Annotated in this window: 10 protein-coding genes and 1 other RNA gene; 4 read left to right on the forward strand and 7 right to left on the reverse strand. The window is 58.9% G+C overall.

All coding sequences use genetic code 11. The features are described 5' to 3' along the window. Positions 1-183 precede the first annotated feature (183 nt). Both ACSSU5_RS02745 and ACSSU5_RS02750 read left to right on the forward strand, forming a co-directional pair. Positions 184-1,086, forward strand: a complete 903-nt coding sequence (locus ACSSU5_RS02745; protein ID WP_492560549.1) for a DUF4352 domain-containing protein — start codon at positions 184-186, stop codon at positions 1,084-1,086. A 59-nt stretch (positions 1,087-1,145) separates the two neighbouring features. Further along, the gene (locus tag ACSSU5_RS02750) at positions 1,146-1,661 is read left to right on the forward strand and encodes a hypothetical protein (RefSeq protein ID WP_492560550.1); all 516 of its coding nucleotides are present in this window, start codon (positions 1,146-1,148) and stop codon (positions 1,659-1,661) included. Positions 1,662-1,777: 116 nt separating this feature from the next. Here the strand turns inward: ACSSU5_RS02750 and ACSSU5_RS02755 are convergent, their stop codons facing one another. The 7 genes from ACSSU5_RS02755 to ACSSU5_RS02785 all read right to left on the reverse strand — a co-directional run bounded on the left by ACSSU5_RS02755 (position 1,778) and on the right by ACSSU5_RS02785 (position 12,094). Beyond that, positions 1,778-2,317 (reverse strand): hypothetical protein, encoded by a 540-nt coding sequence (locus ACSSU5_RS02755; RefSeq protein WP_492560551.1) that lies wholly within the window; start codon positions 2,315-2,317, stop codon positions 1,778-1,780. Positions 2,318-2,942: 625 nt separating this feature from the next. Then, positions 2,943-3,749 (reverse strand): hypothetical protein, encoded by an 807-nt coding sequence (locus tag ACSSU5_RS02760; RefSeq protein ID WP_492560552.1) that lies wholly within the window; start codon positions 3,747-3,749, stop codon positions 2,943-2,945. Positions 3,750-4,068: 319 nt separating this feature from the next. After that, an RNA gene (ffs, locus tag ACSSU5_RS02765) (signal recognition particle sRNA small type) lies at positions 4,069-4,165 on the reverse strand. Positions 4,166-4,287: 122 nt separating this feature from the next. Further along, a complete protein-coding gene (ligA, locus tag ACSSU5_RS02770; RefSeq protein WP_492560553.1) occupies positions 4,288-6,618 on the reverse strand; it encodes an NAD-dependent DNA ligase LigA in 2,331 nt (776 codons plus the stop codon). Positions 6,619-6,857: 239 nt separating this feature from the next. After that, on the reverse strand, positions 6,858-7,739 hold the full coding sequence (gene zipA, locus ACSSU5_RS02775; protein ID WP_264312257.1) for a cell division protein ZipA: 882 nt from the start codon (positions 7,737-7,739) through the stop codon (positions 6,858-6,860). Positions 7,740-7,943: 204 nt separating this feature from the next. Next, entirely contained in the window at positions 7,944-11,432 is a 3,489-nt protein-coding gene (gene smc, locus ACSSU5_RS02780) for a chromosome segregation protein SMC (RefSeq protein ID WP_492560554.1), read from the reverse strand. A 2-nt stretch (positions 11,433-11,434) separates the two neighbouring features. Further along, the gene (locus ACSSU5_RS02785; RefSeq protein WP_264312255.1) at positions 11,435-12,094 is read right to left on the reverse strand and encodes a GntR family transcriptional regulator; all 660 of its coding nucleotides are present in this window, start codon (positions 12,092-12,094) and stop codon (positions 11,435-11,437) included. A gap of 267 nt (positions 12,095-12,361) precedes the next feature. Between ACSSU5_RS02785 and xdhA the strand changes: the two genes are divergently transcribed. Both xdhA and xdhB read left to right on the forward strand, forming a co-directional pair. Then, on the forward strand, positions 12,362-13,816 hold the full coding sequence (gene xdhA, locus ACSSU5_RS02790; protein ID WP_492560555.1) for a xanthine dehydrogenase small subunit: 1,455 nt from the start codon (positions 12,362-12,364) through the stop codon (positions 13,814-13,816). Continuing rightward, positions 13,809-16,208 (forward strand): xanthine dehydrogenase molybdopterin binding subunit, encoded by a 2,400-nt coding sequence (gene xdhB, locus ACSSU5_RS02795; RefSeq protein ID WP_264312253.1) that lies wholly within the window; start codon positions 13,809-13,811, stop codon positions 16,206-16,208. Before xdhA ends, xdhB begins: the two co-directional genes overlap by 8 nt. Positions 16,209-16,284 lie beyond the last annotated feature (76 nt).

Genomic DNA, 16,284 nt, shown 5'->3' on the forward strand with positions numbered 1-16,284 from the left:
CAAGGCTCACAAAGCTTTTCGCAAGTACCTTTTTGTACAATCTGATTCAAGCATGGGCACTTGAATTTTATGGCCAAATTATACCATTCTTAATCAAGTAAACTTGCGCCTAAGAATTCGGTTGATTGCCCCATGTCGTGCGGATAGGCTTTGTTCATCACAACTACCTACAAGGGATTTAAGATGCACCGCAGCCGCCTTGTCTTGGCTCTGATGACCTGCCTTACTGTGCCCGGCTTCTCCTGCGCAGCAGCTAAGAAAGACACCAAGCGCGAGCTTCCAGACTGCACCACTGTCCAGCTCGACGGCTCCAGTCTCACGTCTGAAGAGAACGATTTCATGTTCTCGATCCAGAAAACCTTGATGACAGCCGAAACTTTGGGCTTTGCAGTCGGAGCCGACACCGTTCTTGGCGATTACTACGCTCAAGGTAAAGGTAAGGAATTCAACGCTGACGTTCTGAAAATCAGGGAGCTAGCCAAGCAAGGACCGTTTAAGCGCGGGGTAGACGCTGACTTCGATGCAGCCAATGCAGCTTTGGACGAGGCGCTCAATGACCATAAATTTCCAAAGGATGCCTATAACGTCATTTCCTGCCGTGTAGGGGCTATAGGTGATACCGCGATCAATGCGTACAACGTGTATGCCACGAGCTACCTCAAAGGGCTTCAAGCGAAGCAGGAGGCTATGCATGGTCAGATTGGGTACTTCGATGTGACGGTAAACGACTGCACCATCAGCAAGTCTATCGACACCGGCAACCGCTTCTCCACGATAAAGCCAGATCCTGATGCGCGATTCCTCACTGTGAATGCGACTTTCAAGAACACTGACAACGAGGGACGACTCCCACTGGAAGGCAGCTTACTTATCAAGAAGGACGGCAAAGACTTCAAATTCGACACCACGGAGACTGTGATGAGCGAGGGCTACGGTATCCGTATGCGGTCGCTGAACCCGCTAATCAAGCTCAACACGAAGATTGTCTACAAGGTACCCAACGAGCTGTCAGGCGAGGTGTACTGGAAGCCGGGTAGGAATGCCGAAGACAAGAAGCTTTGGTGCACCTACCTACCGTCTGCTTGAGGGCGGCATAGCCCATCTAATGATTGATTTCAACTAATGATTTGCAATGGAACCCAACCGTGGAAAAGCTACAAACGTTGAACAACAAACTCTGGAAACTCACAAGAGTTCTTTACTTTCTCTGCTACGGGGCCATTTGCTTCACAGAAGGTGTGAAGGTTTACACCGGCTACGTCCAAGACGAACCGATTCCAATATGGTCGATCTACCTGTTTCTATCAGTAGCTGTGCTGACTCCCGGCTTATTGAGCTTTGCCACCAAAAATAAAGGAGTTATAGCAAGGTTCTTCATAGGTTCTGGCAGATTCTTGGTATCCGTTGCCCTGCTGATTGGTTGCCTTCTCAGCCAGAAAGGCTTGGAGCCCGAAAAAGTCATCGCCATGGCACAACCTCAAATCGCATCACAAGCCATGCAAAACTCGCAGCCAGCGGTCGATACGACACCGCCGAGCTTTATGGAATGCGTGATGAATGGGAAAAAGTACCATTCAAACCTACCATTTGACATGATAAAAAACGAAATAAAGAGCAGGTGTTTGAAAAGCGTGTTTGCCTACGGCTCAGACAAACCCTAGCCCGCACCCAAGCCACCACCACAGAATTTAAAACAACCGCCACGTTTGATTTTTACTAAATGCACACGTTGCTTCAGCAAACGAAACCTGTCCATCCACTGCACACACAAATAAAATCAAACAAAATAGTGATAATTAAGTTCGGGATCACGATATATGTTTGCTATAAGCTCAGAGCGGTAACACCGCCCCTCCATATAAATATGATCAATGCTCTCGATATCTATATTCCAAACGCCATTAGAATCATCATATTTAGGAACACCAAATGCATAAAGAAAAAATTGGTTTTCCGGGCGCTTACTCACAACCTTAGCAACCGCCAGAAGCCGATCTAACAGAACCCGATAATATGCTCGCGCCTGACCAACAGATTCAGAGACAGTAGCCGCCAAGAGCCGTACAACAACAGGAGCCCCATTATGCGGAACTGAGAAGCATCGCCCAAATTTGAAATATGTATACTTTTCACAGGAATCTATATTGACTGCTAAGCCGCAATATATATATCGCCTATAGATATCCGGACTCTGATTATCTACCGGAACGAAAGAAGACTTGATAGTACCCGAATTACCATCAATAACCAGCCCTCGACAAAGAGACCACCCACCATTTAAAAGCGTTTCAATAGAGTAGCACTTCGGGTTAGCCACTCCAAAACCTTTACCCGACGGACGATTAGACACGTAACGAAGGCTTACTATGTCATCAGTTGGAAATTGTCGTATACGGCTTGGAACTCCGAAATACCCCTTCCGACGCTTGGCTTCAAATACGACTTCTGCAGTATCTGCTATAGAAGACCTTTCGCGCCTCCCCTTCGCTAAGACATTGAGAGTTGGAACTGAATACTTAGGCTCAAATGAGCACCCCGGGAAATGTCGCTCAGATCTGCGTGCCGTTTTGAAATAATGGTCGACCTTATAGATTTTCCGCCCTAAGTTCGCACAAACATATCTTGCCCTACAAGATGCGTCCAAGCACGCGAAATCATCTTTTTTTGTAATTATTTGCTGACGATATAGCTCTACCACCTCCTTTGCACTGACCTCTCGCTTGAGGCTAATGCAATACGCACGATCCATAATAGCTCACCTCAATAATCTCAAAAACCATTAGTTTGCCTTATCTAATAGCTGCAAACCGAGAGGTTAAGCATCGCGCTGAACAACTTAACCTGACAACTGGCACCGCCAATCACCATCGAAACACAACAAGGCGCTAGTCAGAAAAATATAATCGGTGCCTTATGAAACCAGCTCGGTATGGAAGTAGAAATTAATGCTTTATGTACTGAGCCTTGACCTCCCCCGCTGAATTGGTTTTCTCATCTAATTTACCCGCCTCAGCATTCAAATCTGAACCACTTCCGACTGCCTGTCTTCTGCTAGTCATTACACTACGAATGGCTCGGGCAAAAATAGGTGCACCGACCATTAACAATGCCGCCTGCAGAAAAACACCAATACCCGGGACAGAACCCACGGCAATAAAGGCGCCTAGTAGCATTATGGCAAGCTGAACATCATCTGAGCTTCCGAGCAATTGCCTCTTACCACTGCTGTATTCTGCATTTTCCACCCCTCTCGGCCTCGCTTTTATCTGATCCGAAAAGCAAGTATCGGCTAAAACCGAAATAGACACAAACTCTCCCGGCTCCAGTCGATCAATAACATAATTTATCCCTTCGCCATCTGCGCTTGCATTTTCGGACAGACCGATTGCTTTGCTACTGGTAGTGGTTTTCTTGCTAACGACAATTAAGCCAGCAGGAAGCTCTAAAAATATATTCTGACCCTGTATTGAGGTCAGTCCTATGTTCTCAGCCGCCACATGGTAGTGGACAAGATTATCGTAAGATTTTGAGTTATAGGATACTGAGATTGTCTCATGCTCGAAAACATCGTTGCGCGGCAACTCAAACTTTGTAATTGACTCAGAAATATTCAACTTGTTTTTTTTCTTTGATTCAGACCGCACTGTATTCCATTGCCCGAGAAAATAGATAGCGGTACTGAATATTGTCAAACCAAGTCCTGAAAGGAACCATTGATAGTTCTGATTTAACCAGTCGATGGGATTCAAGACAATTCCTTTTTTGAGATCAACTGCTAACGAGCCGGATAGTTTTCTGATTCTAACAAAGCTTAACAGCCTCAGCCACTAGTTAGCCATCACCTGTACGCCGCACAGATTCGATGGACAGATGAGGTAGAAATGACCTCCCCTCGTAATGGGACGGATCACACGCGAAGATTTGAGACTGTTCAGCTGGAGGAAATGCAAGATAAGCGCTAGCATGCCGTTTACAGTGCACCACTTAGGTGTACTACGGCACTGGTCCACTTCAAGATTTTGAGCGAGAAAAGCCCTTTAGAATTAAGGACTTAGGAAATGGAGGCGGCCCCACCAGCCACACCCCGGCACTCGATGTTCCCGCTATGGCTGCTCCCTTCCGGGCCTGACCAGGTTAACGGGTAATCAATGCGGGGGGACCGATGGGGCCACCACTGACGCAACTCGCTAAGCAGCGAGCCGCGCCATTGTACCGGTCTGAGGCGAAGTTACAACCTCTGATGGGAGAAAAAGTCATCATTTCTCAATGACTTGATCGAAAGGCTGGTCAGACGGCGATGCCCTGCTCGCCTAGGAAGACGATGAACGCATCTTCGTCCAGCACCTTCACACCCAGTTCACTGGCCTTGGCCAGCTTGGAGCCCGCGCCGGGGCCTGCGACCACGCAGTGGGTCTTGCCGGAAACGGAACCTGCCACCTTGGCGCCGAGGCTTTCCAGTTTTTCTTTGGCAATGTCGCGGCTCATGCGCTCCAGGGTGCCGGTCAATACCCAGGTCTGCCCTGCCAACGGCAGGCCTTCGGCGACTTTTTTCTCGCTGTTCCAGTGCATGCCAAACGCCAGCAACTGGGCTTCGATGTCCCGTGCCAGCTTCTGGTTCGCTTCGTCCTTGAAGAACTCGCGCACCGCCTCGGCCTGCTTGGCGGCCAGGGCCTGACGCAAGTCGATACCATCGGCGGCGATGATCTTGTCCAGGCTGTCGAGCTTGGCCACCAGCTTTTCAGCGCCGGTCGGGCCGACCGAGGGGATATCGAGCTTGGCGATCATCCCGGCCAGGGTGGTGCTGGCGGCGAACTCGGCGGCCAGGTCGCCTTCGTCCTGCAATTGCATGCCACAGGCGAGCAACTGCTCGATGACTTTGCGGTTGTGCTCGTCTTCGAAGAAGTTGTGGATTTCGTAAGCCACTTCAAGCCCGATGTCCGGCAAGTAGGTCAGCACCTGCGGTAACGCCTGCTGCACCCGCGCCAGGCTGCCCAGCGAGCGCGCCAGGACTTTGGCGGTCTCTTCACCCACATCCGGGATGCCCAGGGCGTAGATGAAACGTGCCAGGCTCGGGCGCTTGCTGGCTTCGATGGCATCCAGCAGCTTCTTGCTGGACACCTCGGCGAACCCTTCCAGGCCAACGATCTGGTCGAACTCCAGTTTGTACAGGTCTGCTGGCGAGCCGATCAACCCTTCGTCCACCAACTGCTCGACGCTCTTTTCGCCCAGGCCGTCGATATCCATCGCGCGGCGCGAAACGTAGTGGATGATCGCTTGCTTGAGCTGGGCACCACAGGCCAGACGACCGACGCAACGGTACACCGCACCTTCGCTGGTGGTTTCCTTGCCCTTGCTGCGCTTGACCAGCTGGGTGCGCTCGACGTGCGAGCCACACACCGGGCACGCACTCGGCACTTCAACCGGGCGGGCATCTTCGGGGCGTCGCTCGAGCACCACTTGCATGACCTGCGGGATCACGTCGCCGGCGCGGCGGATGATGACCGTGTCGCCAATACGCAGGCCCAGACGGGCGATCTCGTCCATGTTGTGCAGGGTGGCGTTGGACACTGTCACGCCGGCCACTTTGACCGGCTTCAGCCGCGCCACAGGCGTCACCGCCCCGGTACGACCCACCTGGAATTCGACATCCAGTACTTCGGTCAGCTCTTCCATGGCCGGGAACTTGTGGGCAATCGCCCAGCGCGGCTCGCGGGCGCGGAAGCCCAGTTCACGCTGGGACGCCAGGCTGTTGACCTTGAACACCACGCCGTCGATCTCGTACGGCAGGCTGTTACGGCGCTCACCGATGTCGCGGTAGTAAGCCAGGCATTCTTCGATGCCTGCGGCATGCCGGAGCTCACGGCTGATCGGCAGGCCCCAGGCCTTGAGCTGCTCGAGGACGCCAATGTGGCTGTCGCCGATGCTTTCGGACACCTGGCCTACGCCGTAGCAGCAGAATTCCAGCGGGCGACTGGCGGTGATTTTCGAATCCAGTTGGCGCAGGCTGCCGGCTGCAGCGTTGCGCGGGTTGGCAAAAGTCTTGCCACCGGCTTCTGCCTGGACGGCATTGAGCCGGTCGAAACCGGCCTTGCTCATGTACACCTCGCCGCGCACTTCCAGCACCGCCGGCCAGCCTTCGCCCTGCAGCTTGAGCGGAATGTTGCGCACAGTGCGCACGTTGGCACTGATGTCTTCGCCGGTGGTGCCATCGCCGCGGGTGGCACCCTGCACCAACTGGCCGTCGCGGTACAGCAGGCTCACCGCCAGGCCATCGAGCTTGGGTTCGCAGCTGTAATCGACCGCACCCGGCTGATCGAGGCCGTCGACCACGCGGCGGCCGAATTCATGCAGGTCGGTTTCTTCGAAGGCATTGCCCAGGCTGAGCATGGGCACTTCGTGACGCACCTGGCTGAACGCGGCCAGGGCCTGGCCGCTGACGCGCTGGGTCGGCGAGTCAGGCGTCACCAAGTGCGGGTGTTCGGCTTCCAACGCCTTGAGCTCGTTGAACAAGCGATCGTATTCGGCATCGGGCACGCTAGGCTCATCGAGCACGTAGTAGCGGTAGTTGTGCTGGTCGAGCTCGGCGCGCAGGGCGTGGATTCGGGATTCGGCGGTCATTCGTTTGTCTTCTCTTGCAAAGCAAAAGAGCAGCCTGGGGGACGTTGTCTGGGGTTCTGGATCTTTAGTTGCTGATCCGGCCCTTTCGCGGGCAAGCCCGCTCCCACAGGTACTCCACGGCGCTCAAAGGCAGTGGGGTAACTGTGGGAGCGGGCTTGCCCGCGAAAGGGCCGGGACCAACAACATCAAATCCCGAACCGGCCAGCACGCCCCGCAGGCTGCTCTTTCGTCTGGATCTATCAGCGCTTCTGGGTCAGCGCACGGCGTTCGAACTCGACGATGCGCTGGCGATAATGCTCGATGGTCTGGGCGGTCAGCACGCTGCGCTGGTCGTCCTTGAGTTCGCCATTGAGTTCATGGGCCAACTTGCGCGCCGCTGCAACCATCACGTCGAAGGCCTGTTTAGGGTGACGCGGGCCCGGCAGCCCCAGGAAGAAGCTCACCGCACGGGTGCTGAAGTGGTCGATGTCGTCCAGGTCGAAAATACCGGGCTTCACGGCGTTGGCCATGGAGAACAGCACTTCGCCGTGGCCCGCCATGCTCTCGTGGCGGTGGAAGATGTCCATCTCGCCAAAACGCAGGCCGCTCTCGAGAATGTTCTGCAGCAGTGCCGGCCCCTTGAAACCACCCTCGTCGCGGGAGATGACGCTGATCACCAGCACTTCTTCAGCGGGGGGCAATTCCTTGACCGTGTTGTTGCTGGACGCCGTACCGCTGTTGCGGTTGTTGTCGGCAGCAAAATCATCATCGGCATCGGCAAACAGATCGGGCTCGCGCGCCTCGGCCACCAGGTTCAGGTCACCCTGCGGCACTTCTGCGGCACGCTTGCCACGCTTGCTGGCCTTGACCGGCTTTGGCTCGCGCTCGCGATCACGCGACGACGCGCTGAGCGAGGGCAGGTCGCTCTCGTCCAGTTCTGGTTCCTTGTGGTTATCCAGCACCCGCGATGGGCCGAGCACTTCGGCACCGCCCTCTTCCTCGGGGGTATTGGAATAACTGCGATCCAGACGGAATTTCAACTTGCCTTTCCCGCCGCGCATGCGGCGCCAGCCGTCGAAAAGAATACCGGCAATGACAATGATGCCGATGAGGATCAGCCACTCGCGCAGACCGATTTCCATGTAATCCCGTGCCTCTATAAAAATATGCTTGAAAACAAAGGGTTCAAAGCCCTTTAACACGTGGCGCCAACTCTATGTTCTGACAGGCGTTTTACCCACGCAAAAAACGAGTGACATTAAGCTAGCACGACCAAAGACAACTTTACACCGTCTGTCGCACATGGCGGGGCCATTTCGCTACAGAATGTGCCCTATCTTCGCGTATCAGGCGTCGACCATAGCCATCGCCTCCTCCACATCCACTGCAACAAGGCGTGAGCATCCTGGCTCATGCATCGTCACCCCCATCAATTGATCTGCCATCTCCATGGCAATCTTGTTATGGGTGATGTAGATGAACTGCACACTTTCACTCATTTCTTTCACCAGCCGGGCGTATCGCCCGACGTTGGCATCGTCCAGCGGCGCATCGACCTCGTCGAGCATGCAGAACGGTGCGGGGTTCAACTTGAAGATGGCGAACACCAGCGCCAGGGCGGTCAGTGCCTTCTCGCCACCGGACAGCAGATGGATGGTGCTGTTCTTCTTGCCCGGTGGTCGCGCCATGATCGTTACCCCTGTATCGAGTAGATCTTCGCCCGTCAGTTCCAGATAAGCGCTGCCACCACCGAAAACTTTTGGAAAAAGTGCCTGTAATCCGGCATTTATCTGATCAAAGGTATCCCTGAAGCGATTGCGGGTTTCCTTGTCGATCTTGCGGATGACGTTTTCCAGGGTCTCCAGCGCTTCGACCAGGTCGGCGTTCTGGGCGTCCAGGTAGCGTTTGCGCTCAGACTGCTGCTCGTATTCTTCGATAGCAGCCAGGTTGATCGCGCCCAAACGCTGGATACGCGCCTCGGTCTGCTCCAGCGCCTGCTCGGTACTCTGTTCGGTGTCGTCGGCTTCGAGGGTGGCAAGCACGCCTTGCAGGTCGTAGCCATCGGCCAGCAACTGCTCTTGAAGGGTCTTGCGCCGCACATCCAGGCCCTGGCATTCCAAGCGCAGTTGCTCCAGCTGGCCACGCAGCAACTGAGCTTGCTGCTCAGCCTGGGTGCGGCGCTTTTCGGCGTCGCGCAGCGCACGGTCGGCTTCGTCCATGTGCAGGCGCGCCTGGCGCATTTCTTCGTCGACGCTCATGCGCCGCTCCAGCAATTCTTCAAGCTTGAGGCGCAGCTCTTCGAGGGGCGCTTCGCCTTCCTCCAGGTTCAGGCTCAGCTGTTCCTGGCGCTCGGTCAGGCGTGCCGCCTGTTGCTCCAGGCGTTCCAGGGCCTGACGGGTGGAATCGTGTTGGGCGCGCAGCGAGCCCAGGCGCACAGCCAACTGGTGGGCATGGTCCTTGTGCTGGCGGGCCTCCTGGCGAATGCGGTCGAGGCCTTCGCGCAGGGTATCGCGACGGGCCATCAACTGCTCACGCTGCTCGGTGTCCTGGGCCATCAGGTCCAGGGCCTCTTGCAGCACCAGGCGCGCCTCACCCAGTTGCTCGTGCTCCAGAGCACGCTGCTCCTGCAACTCGGTCAGCTCTTCCTGCAGACGGCGGCGACGCAATTCGACTTGCTCGGCGCGGGCGCGGCTTGCCGACAGGCTGGCCTTGAGCTCGCCATGTTGGCGCCCCTCTTCCTGGGTACGCCGGCGCAACTGCTCGCGCTGTTCTTCCAGGCCCAGCTGCTGTTCGCGCAAACCTTGAAGCTGTTGCTCAAGGTGCTCCAGGGCGGCTTCCTGCTCCAGCTGTTGCTGGCCCAGGCGCTCGATCTCCTGGCCACGGGCCAACACGCCGCCTTCGGCCTCGCCGCCTCGGCTGACCCGCAAAAAATGCCGGCCAACCCAATAACCGTCCCGGCTGACCAGGCTCTGCCCCTCGCCCAGGCTCGCACGCAGCGCCAGCGCCTGGGCCAGGTCATCGACCGGTTTCACCTGCCCCAACCAGGGCGTCAGGTCGATGCGCCCTTCGACTTTGTCCAGCAGGCTGCCCGCCAGCCGCGCGCCCTCGCCGCTTGCCAGCAGCAACCGCAACTCGCCTTGTTCCAGATCGGCAAAATCGAGGCTGCTGAAATCATCGACCAGTACGGCTTGCAGATCAGCGCCCAGCACCGTCTCCACTGCCAGCTCCCAGCCCGGCTCGACCCGAAGCCCTTCAGCCAGGCGCGGTCGCTGTGCCAGGCCTTGCCCATGCAACCAGTCTGCGGCACCTACGCCCGGCTCCAGCGCGGCCTGCTGCAAGGCCTCAAGCGAGGCCAGCCGCCCGCCCAGACGCTGCAGGTCGCCCTGTGCCTGCTGTTGCGCCTGAGTGGCCTGTTGCAATTGCTCGCGGGTGCCGTCGAGCCGCTCGACCACTTGCTCTTCGGACAGCTGCAACTCTTCCAGCAGCATTTCGCTGCTGGCCAACTGCTCGGCCAGCTCAAGCATGGCGGCGTCCTGCGGCTCGGCAGCCAACAGGTCGCGCTCTTCACCCAGCTTGCGCTGACGCTCCGACAACCGCTCCAGGCTGGCTTCCAGCTGTTGCAGCCGCGCCTGTTGCACTTCAGCCTGACGACGAGGTTCGGCGGACCGGGTGTTGAAGCTGTCCCACTGCTCTTGCCAGCCGTGCATGCCTAGCTCGGCTTCTTCAAGGGTGGCCGCGGCCTCTTCAGCAGCCGCCAGGGTCATTTCCTGTTCAGGCTCCAGCATCACCAGCTCTTCGCCGAGGGTCGCCAGCAAGGTGCGGTCATGGCCCAGGTGCGATTCGGTCTCCAGGCGCGTGCGCTCGGCTTCCTTGAAATCGTCCTGCAATTGGCGCAGGCGCTGCTGGCCATGCTGGATACTCTGCTCGACCCGGGCGATATCGCCTGCCACCGAATAGAACCGGCCCTGCACCTGGTTGAAGCGTTCGGACAATTCGTGGTGGCCATCGCGCAGGCGCTCGATGCTTGCATCGGCATTACGCTGCTCAGCCACCAGGGCTTCGTGGGACACGTCCTGATCACCGATCACCGCTTCGCGCTGACGTACGCGTTCGTCCAGGTCACGCCAGCGCAAGGCCGACAAGCGGGCTTTCAGCTGACGCTCCTGGGCCTTGTACTCGCGGTACTTCTCGGCTGCCTGGGCCTGACGGTGCAGGCGTTCGAGCTGGCGCTCCAGTTCGTCACGCAGGTCGGTCAGCCGGGCCAGGTTTTCCTGGGTGCGGCGGATACGGTTCTCGGTCTCGCGGCGGCGCTCCTTGTACTTGGAGATGCCCGCTGCCTCTTCGATGAAGTTGCGCAGCTCTTCGGGCTTGGCTTCGATCAGCTTGGAGATCATGCCCTGCTCGATGATCGAGTAGCTGCGCGGCCCGAGGCCGGTGCCGAGGAAGATATCGGTGATATCGCGGCGGCGGCACTTGGTGCCATTGAGGTAATAGCTGTTCTGCGCGTCGCGGGTCACCTTGCGGCGAATGGAAATCTCAGCGTAGGCCGCGTACTCACCAACCAGGGTGTTGTCGCTGTTGTCGAACACCAGCTCGATGCTGGCCTGGCTGACCGGTTTGCGACTGGTGGAGCCGTTGAAGATGACGTCGGTCATCGACTCGCCGCGCAGGTTTTTTGCCGAACTCTCGCCCATCACCCAGCGCACCGCGTCGATGATGTTGGACTTGCCGCAACCATTGGGGCCTACCACGGCTGCCATGTTGCTGGGGAAGTTGACCGTAGTTGGGTCGACGAACGACTTGAACCCGGCCAGGCGAATGCATTTGAGGCGCATCGTCAGGCCCGGGCCAACGCCGCCAGCACCAGCTCGCAGCTGCGCTGGCAGTAGGCGGTGAGTACCTCGCGAATGCGCGGCAGGTCGCGCGCGACCACCGCTTCGAGCAGGCGGGCGAACAGCTCCAGGTAGTCGTCGGTACTGGCCTGGCGCTGATCCAGGGCCAGGTAGTAGGCGCGGCTCATGGCCGGCTGCAGGTTTTCGACGGTTTCCTGCAGGTAAGGGTTGTCGGCGAACGGGTAAGCCGCACGCATGACGGCGAAGCTTTCGGCGACGAAGGCCTTGATGTCTTGCTGGTCACGGGCCTGCTGCAAGCGCTGCTGGATCTCCAGGAACGGGCGCAGGTCGGCCTCCAGGCGCCATTTTTGTGCAACGGCGTTGCCCAGCAGGATGTAGAACTCGCCCATCAGGTCGCACAGGCTGCGCACGCTGCGTTCATCCAGCCTGGTCACATGGGCGCCACGACGCGGCAAGATGGCGACCAGATGCCGACGTTCGAGGATCAGCAGCGCTTCACGCACCGAACCGCGGCTGACATTCAGCGCCTGGGTGACCTTTTGCTCCTGGATGCGCTCGCCGGGCTCCAGCTCGCCGCGAATGATGCGTTCGGCCAGGTAGTCGGCAATCTGCTCTGAGAGGCTGTCCGGGGCCTTGAACGTCATGGTTTTCCTTCAAAATCATTGAACTGTGCACAAGTGGCGGATTGTAGCGTACTTGACCTGCACTCGCGCAGAGGGGCCTTGCGCTTTATTTGGCTTGCCAGGCAGCCACCTGCACGGCGCGATCTATGCTTGTGATATGGGCAATGTGTTCTGCCGGGTGTAGGCATAGGCATTTTCCTGACCTTTGAGTCAGAAAAATATTGACCAGCTCGTCAGGTCTGCTTATTGTCCGCCCAACAACAATAAAACCATTGCGAGGCCATCCCCGTGATCCAGTTTCTCGTCAACCAGGAGCTGCGTAATGAGCATGCCCTGGACCCGAACATGACGGTGCTGCAATACCTGCGCGAGCACCTGGGCAAACCCGGCACCAAGGAAGGCTGCGCCAGCGGCGACTGCGGTGCGTGCACTGTGGTGGTCGGCGAACTGACCCAGGACGACCAGGGCAACGACACCCTGCGCTACCGTAGCCTCAATTCTTGCCTGACCTTCGTTTCGTCACTGCACGGCAAGCAGTTGATCAGCGTCGAAGGCCTCAAGCACCAAGGTGAACTGCACAGCGTGCAAAAAGCCATGGCCGACTGCCATGGCTCGCAATGCGGCTTCTGCACCCCAGGCTTCGTCATGTCGCTGTTCGCCCTGCAGAAAAACAGCCAAGGCGCAGACGTGCACCAGGCTCAAGAAGCCTTGGCCGGCAACCTGTGCCGCTGCACCGGCTACCGGCCGATCCTCGATGCCGCCGAGCAAAGCTGCCGCCAGCCTTGCCGCGACCAGTTCGACGCCCAGCAAGCGCAGACCATCAGCCGCCTCAAGGCCATTGCACCGACCCAGACCGGCGAGCTCAACAGTGGCGACAAGCGCTGCCTGGTGCCGCTGACCGTGGCCGACCTGGCCGACCTGTACAGTTCGCACCCCGAAGCACGCCTGCTGGCCGGTGGTACCGACCTGGCGCTGGAAGTCACCCAGTTCCACAAGACCCTGCCGGTGATGATCTATGTCGGCCATGTGGCCGAACTCAAGCGCATCGACACGACCGCCAGGCATCTGGAAATCGGCGCGGCCACCCCGCTCACCGACTGCTACGAGGCGCTCAACGCCGAGTACCCTGATTTCGGCGACCTGCTGCACCGCTTCGCCTCGCTGCAGATCCGCAACCAGGGCACCCTGGGCGGCAATATCGGCAACGCCTCGCCGATTGGCGACTCGCCGCCCCTGCTGATTGCGCTGGATGCCCAGGTGGTCCTGCGCCAAGGCGAACGCCAGCGCACCCTGGCGCTGGAGGATTACTTCATCGACTACCGCATCACCGCGCGCCAGGACAGTGAGTTCATCGAGAAGATCATCGTGCCGCGCGCCAGCAATGACTGGGCCTTCCGCGCCTATAAAGTGTCCAAACGCCTGGACGACGACATCTCTGCCGTGTGCGCAGCGTTCAACCTGAGCATCGACAACGGCGTGGTCAGCGGCGTGCGTATCGCCTTCGGCGGCATGGCTGCGATTCCGAAACGCGCCCGCGCTTGCGAAGCGGCCCTGCGCGGCAAACCGTGGAACCAGGCCAACATCGAGCGCGCCTGCCAAGCCCTGGCCGAGGACTTCACCCCGCTCAGCGATTTCCGCGCCAGCAAGGAATACCGCCTGCTGACTGCGCAAAATCTGCTGCGCAAGTACTTCATCGAACAGCAAACGCCGTACATCGAAACCCGGGTGACCGCTTATGTCTAACCATCACGTAGCCAAGAGCCAGGCCGAGATGGCCGAACTGTTCAGCCAGGACCTGACCACCGGGGTCGGCCGCAGCGTCAAGCACGACAGCGCCGACAAGCACGTGGCCGGCGAAGCGGTGTACATCGATGACCGCCTCGAATTCCCCAACCAGTTGCACGTCTATGCGCGCACCGCCGACCGTGCCCACGCACGCATCCTGCGCATCGACACCACGCCATGCTATGCCTTCGAAGGCGTACGCATCGCCATCACCCACGAAGACATCCCCGGCCTCAAGGACATCGGCCCGGTGGTGGCCGGCGACCCGCTGCTGGCCATCGACAAGGTCGAGTTCTTCGGCCAGCCGGTGCTCGCCGTCGCTGCCCGCGACCTGGAAACCGCCCGCCGCGCCGCCATGGCGGCCATCGTCGAGTATGAGGACCTGGAGCCGGTACTGGATGTGGTCGAAGCGTTTCGCAAGAAGCACTTCGTGCTGGACAGCCACACCCACCAGCGTGGCGACGCCGCCACGGCCCTGGCCAGCGCCCCGCACCGCCTGCAAGGCACCTTGCACATCGGTGGCCAGGAGCACTTCTACCTGGAAACGCAGATTTCCTCGGTGATGCCCACCGAAGACGGCGGCATGATCGTCTACTGCTCCACGCAAAACCCCACCGAGGTGCAGAAGCTGGTGGCCGAAGTGCTGGACGTGCCGATGAACAAAATCGTCCTCGACATGCGCCGCATGGGCGGCGGTTTCGGCGGCAAGGAAACCCAGGCCGCAAGCCCCGCGTGCCTGTGCGCAGTGATTGCGCGCCTGACCGGCCAGCCGACCAAGATGCGCCTGCCGCGCGTCGAAGACATGACCATGACTGGCAAGCGCCACCCGTTCTATGTCGAGTACGACGTCGGTTTCGATGACAACGGCCGCCTGCACGGCATCAACTTCGACCTGGCTGGCAACTGCGGCTATTCACCCGACCTGTCCGGCTCGATCGTCGACCGGGCCATGTTCCACTCCGACAACGCCTATTACCTGGGCGATGCCACCGTGCATGGCCACCGCTGCAAGACCAACACCGCTTCCAACACGGCTTACCGTGGCTTCGGCGGCCCGCAAGGCATGGTCGCCATCGAGCAGGTAATGGACCATATCGCCCGCCACCTGGGCCGCGACCCGCTGGCCGTGCGCAAAGCCAACTATTACGGCAAGACCGAGCGCAACGTCACCCACTACTACCAGACCGTCGAGCACAACATGCTCGACGAGATGACCGCCGACCTTGAAGCCAGCAGCGACTACGCCGAACGCCGCGAGTCGATTCGCCGCTTCAACGCCAACAGCCCGATCCTCAAGAAGGGCCTTGCGCTGACCCCGGTCAAATTCGGCATTTCGTTCACCGCCACCTTCCTCAACCAGGCCGGTGCGCTGATCCACATCTACACCGATGGCAGTATCCACCTGAACCACGGCGGCACCGAGATGGGCCAGGGCCTGAACACCAAGGTCGCCCAGGTGGTCGCGCAGATCTTCCAGGTCGATTTCGACCGCATCCAGATCACCGCCACCAACACCGACAAGGTGCCCAACACCTCGCCTACTGCTGCTTCCAGCGGCGCCGACCTGAACGGCAAGGCGGCGCAGAACGCCGCCGAGATCCTCAAGAAGCGCCTGACCGAATTCGCCGCGCGGCACTACCAGGTGACCGAGGAAGACGTCGAGTTCCGCAACGGCCATGTGCGCATGCGCGACCAGATCGTCAGCTTCGAGCAACTGGTGCAGCAGGCCTACTTCGCTCAGGTGTCGCTGTCGAGCACCGGCTTCTACCGCACCCCGAAGATTTTCTACGACCGCAGCCAGGCCCGTGGCCGGCCGTTCTACTACTTCGCCTTCGGCGCAGCCTGCGTGGAAGTGATCGTCGATACCCTGACCGGCGAGTACAAGATGCTGCGCGCCGACATCCTGCATGACGTGGGCGACTCGCTGAACCCGGCCATCGACATCGGCCAGGTCGAAGGTGGCTTCATCCAGGGCATGGGCTGGCTGACCACCGAGGAACTGGTGTGGAACGCCAAGGGCAAACTGATGACCAACGGCCCGGCCAGCTACAAGATTCCGGCGGTGGCCGACATGCCGCTGGACATGCGTGTGAAGCTGGTGGAAAACCGCAAGAACCCGGAGGACACGGTGTTCCATTCCAAGGCCGTGGGCGAGCCGCCATTCATGCTCGGCATCGCCGCCTGGTGTGCGATCAAGGACGCCGTGGCGAGCCTGGCCGACTACCGCGTGCAGCCGAACATCGATGCACCGGCGACCCCGGAGCGGGTGTTGTGGGGGTGTGAGCAGATGCGCAAGGAAGTGGCTGCAGCGCAGCCTGCCGAACAAGAACTGGAAACCGTGACTCACTGACATCGTGTAACCCTGTGGGAGCGGGCTTGCCCCGCGAATACGATGGTGTGGCCACTGCCGCATTCGCGGGGCAAGC

Source organism: Pseudomonas sp. E1MeOHC2, from assembly GCF_058745025.1.

Coding starts and splice junctions, on each gene's coding strand:
- ACSSU5_RS02745 (WP_492560549.1), top strand. CDS start 184: ATGCACCGCAGCCGCCTTGTCTTGGCTCTGATGACCTGCCTTACTGTG.
- ligA (WP_492560553.1), bottom strand. CDS start 6,618: ATGACCGCCGAATCCCGAATCCACGCCCTGCGCGCCGAGCTCGACCAG.
- xdhB (WP_264312253.1), top strand. CDS start 13,809: ATGTCTAACCATCACGTAGCCAAGAGCCAGGCCGAGATGGCCGAACTG.
- zipA (WP_264312257.1), bottom strand. CDS start 7,739: ATGGAAATCGGTCTGCGCGAGTGGCTGATCCTCATCGGCATCATTGTC.
- ACSSU5_RS02785 (WP_264312255.1), bottom strand. CDS start 12,094: ATGACGTTCAAGGCCCCGGACAGCCTCTCAGAGCAGATTGCCGACTAC.
- smc (WP_492560554.1), bottom strand. CDS start 11,432: ATGCGCCTCAAATGCATTCGCCTGGCCGGGTTCAAGTCGTTCGTCGAC.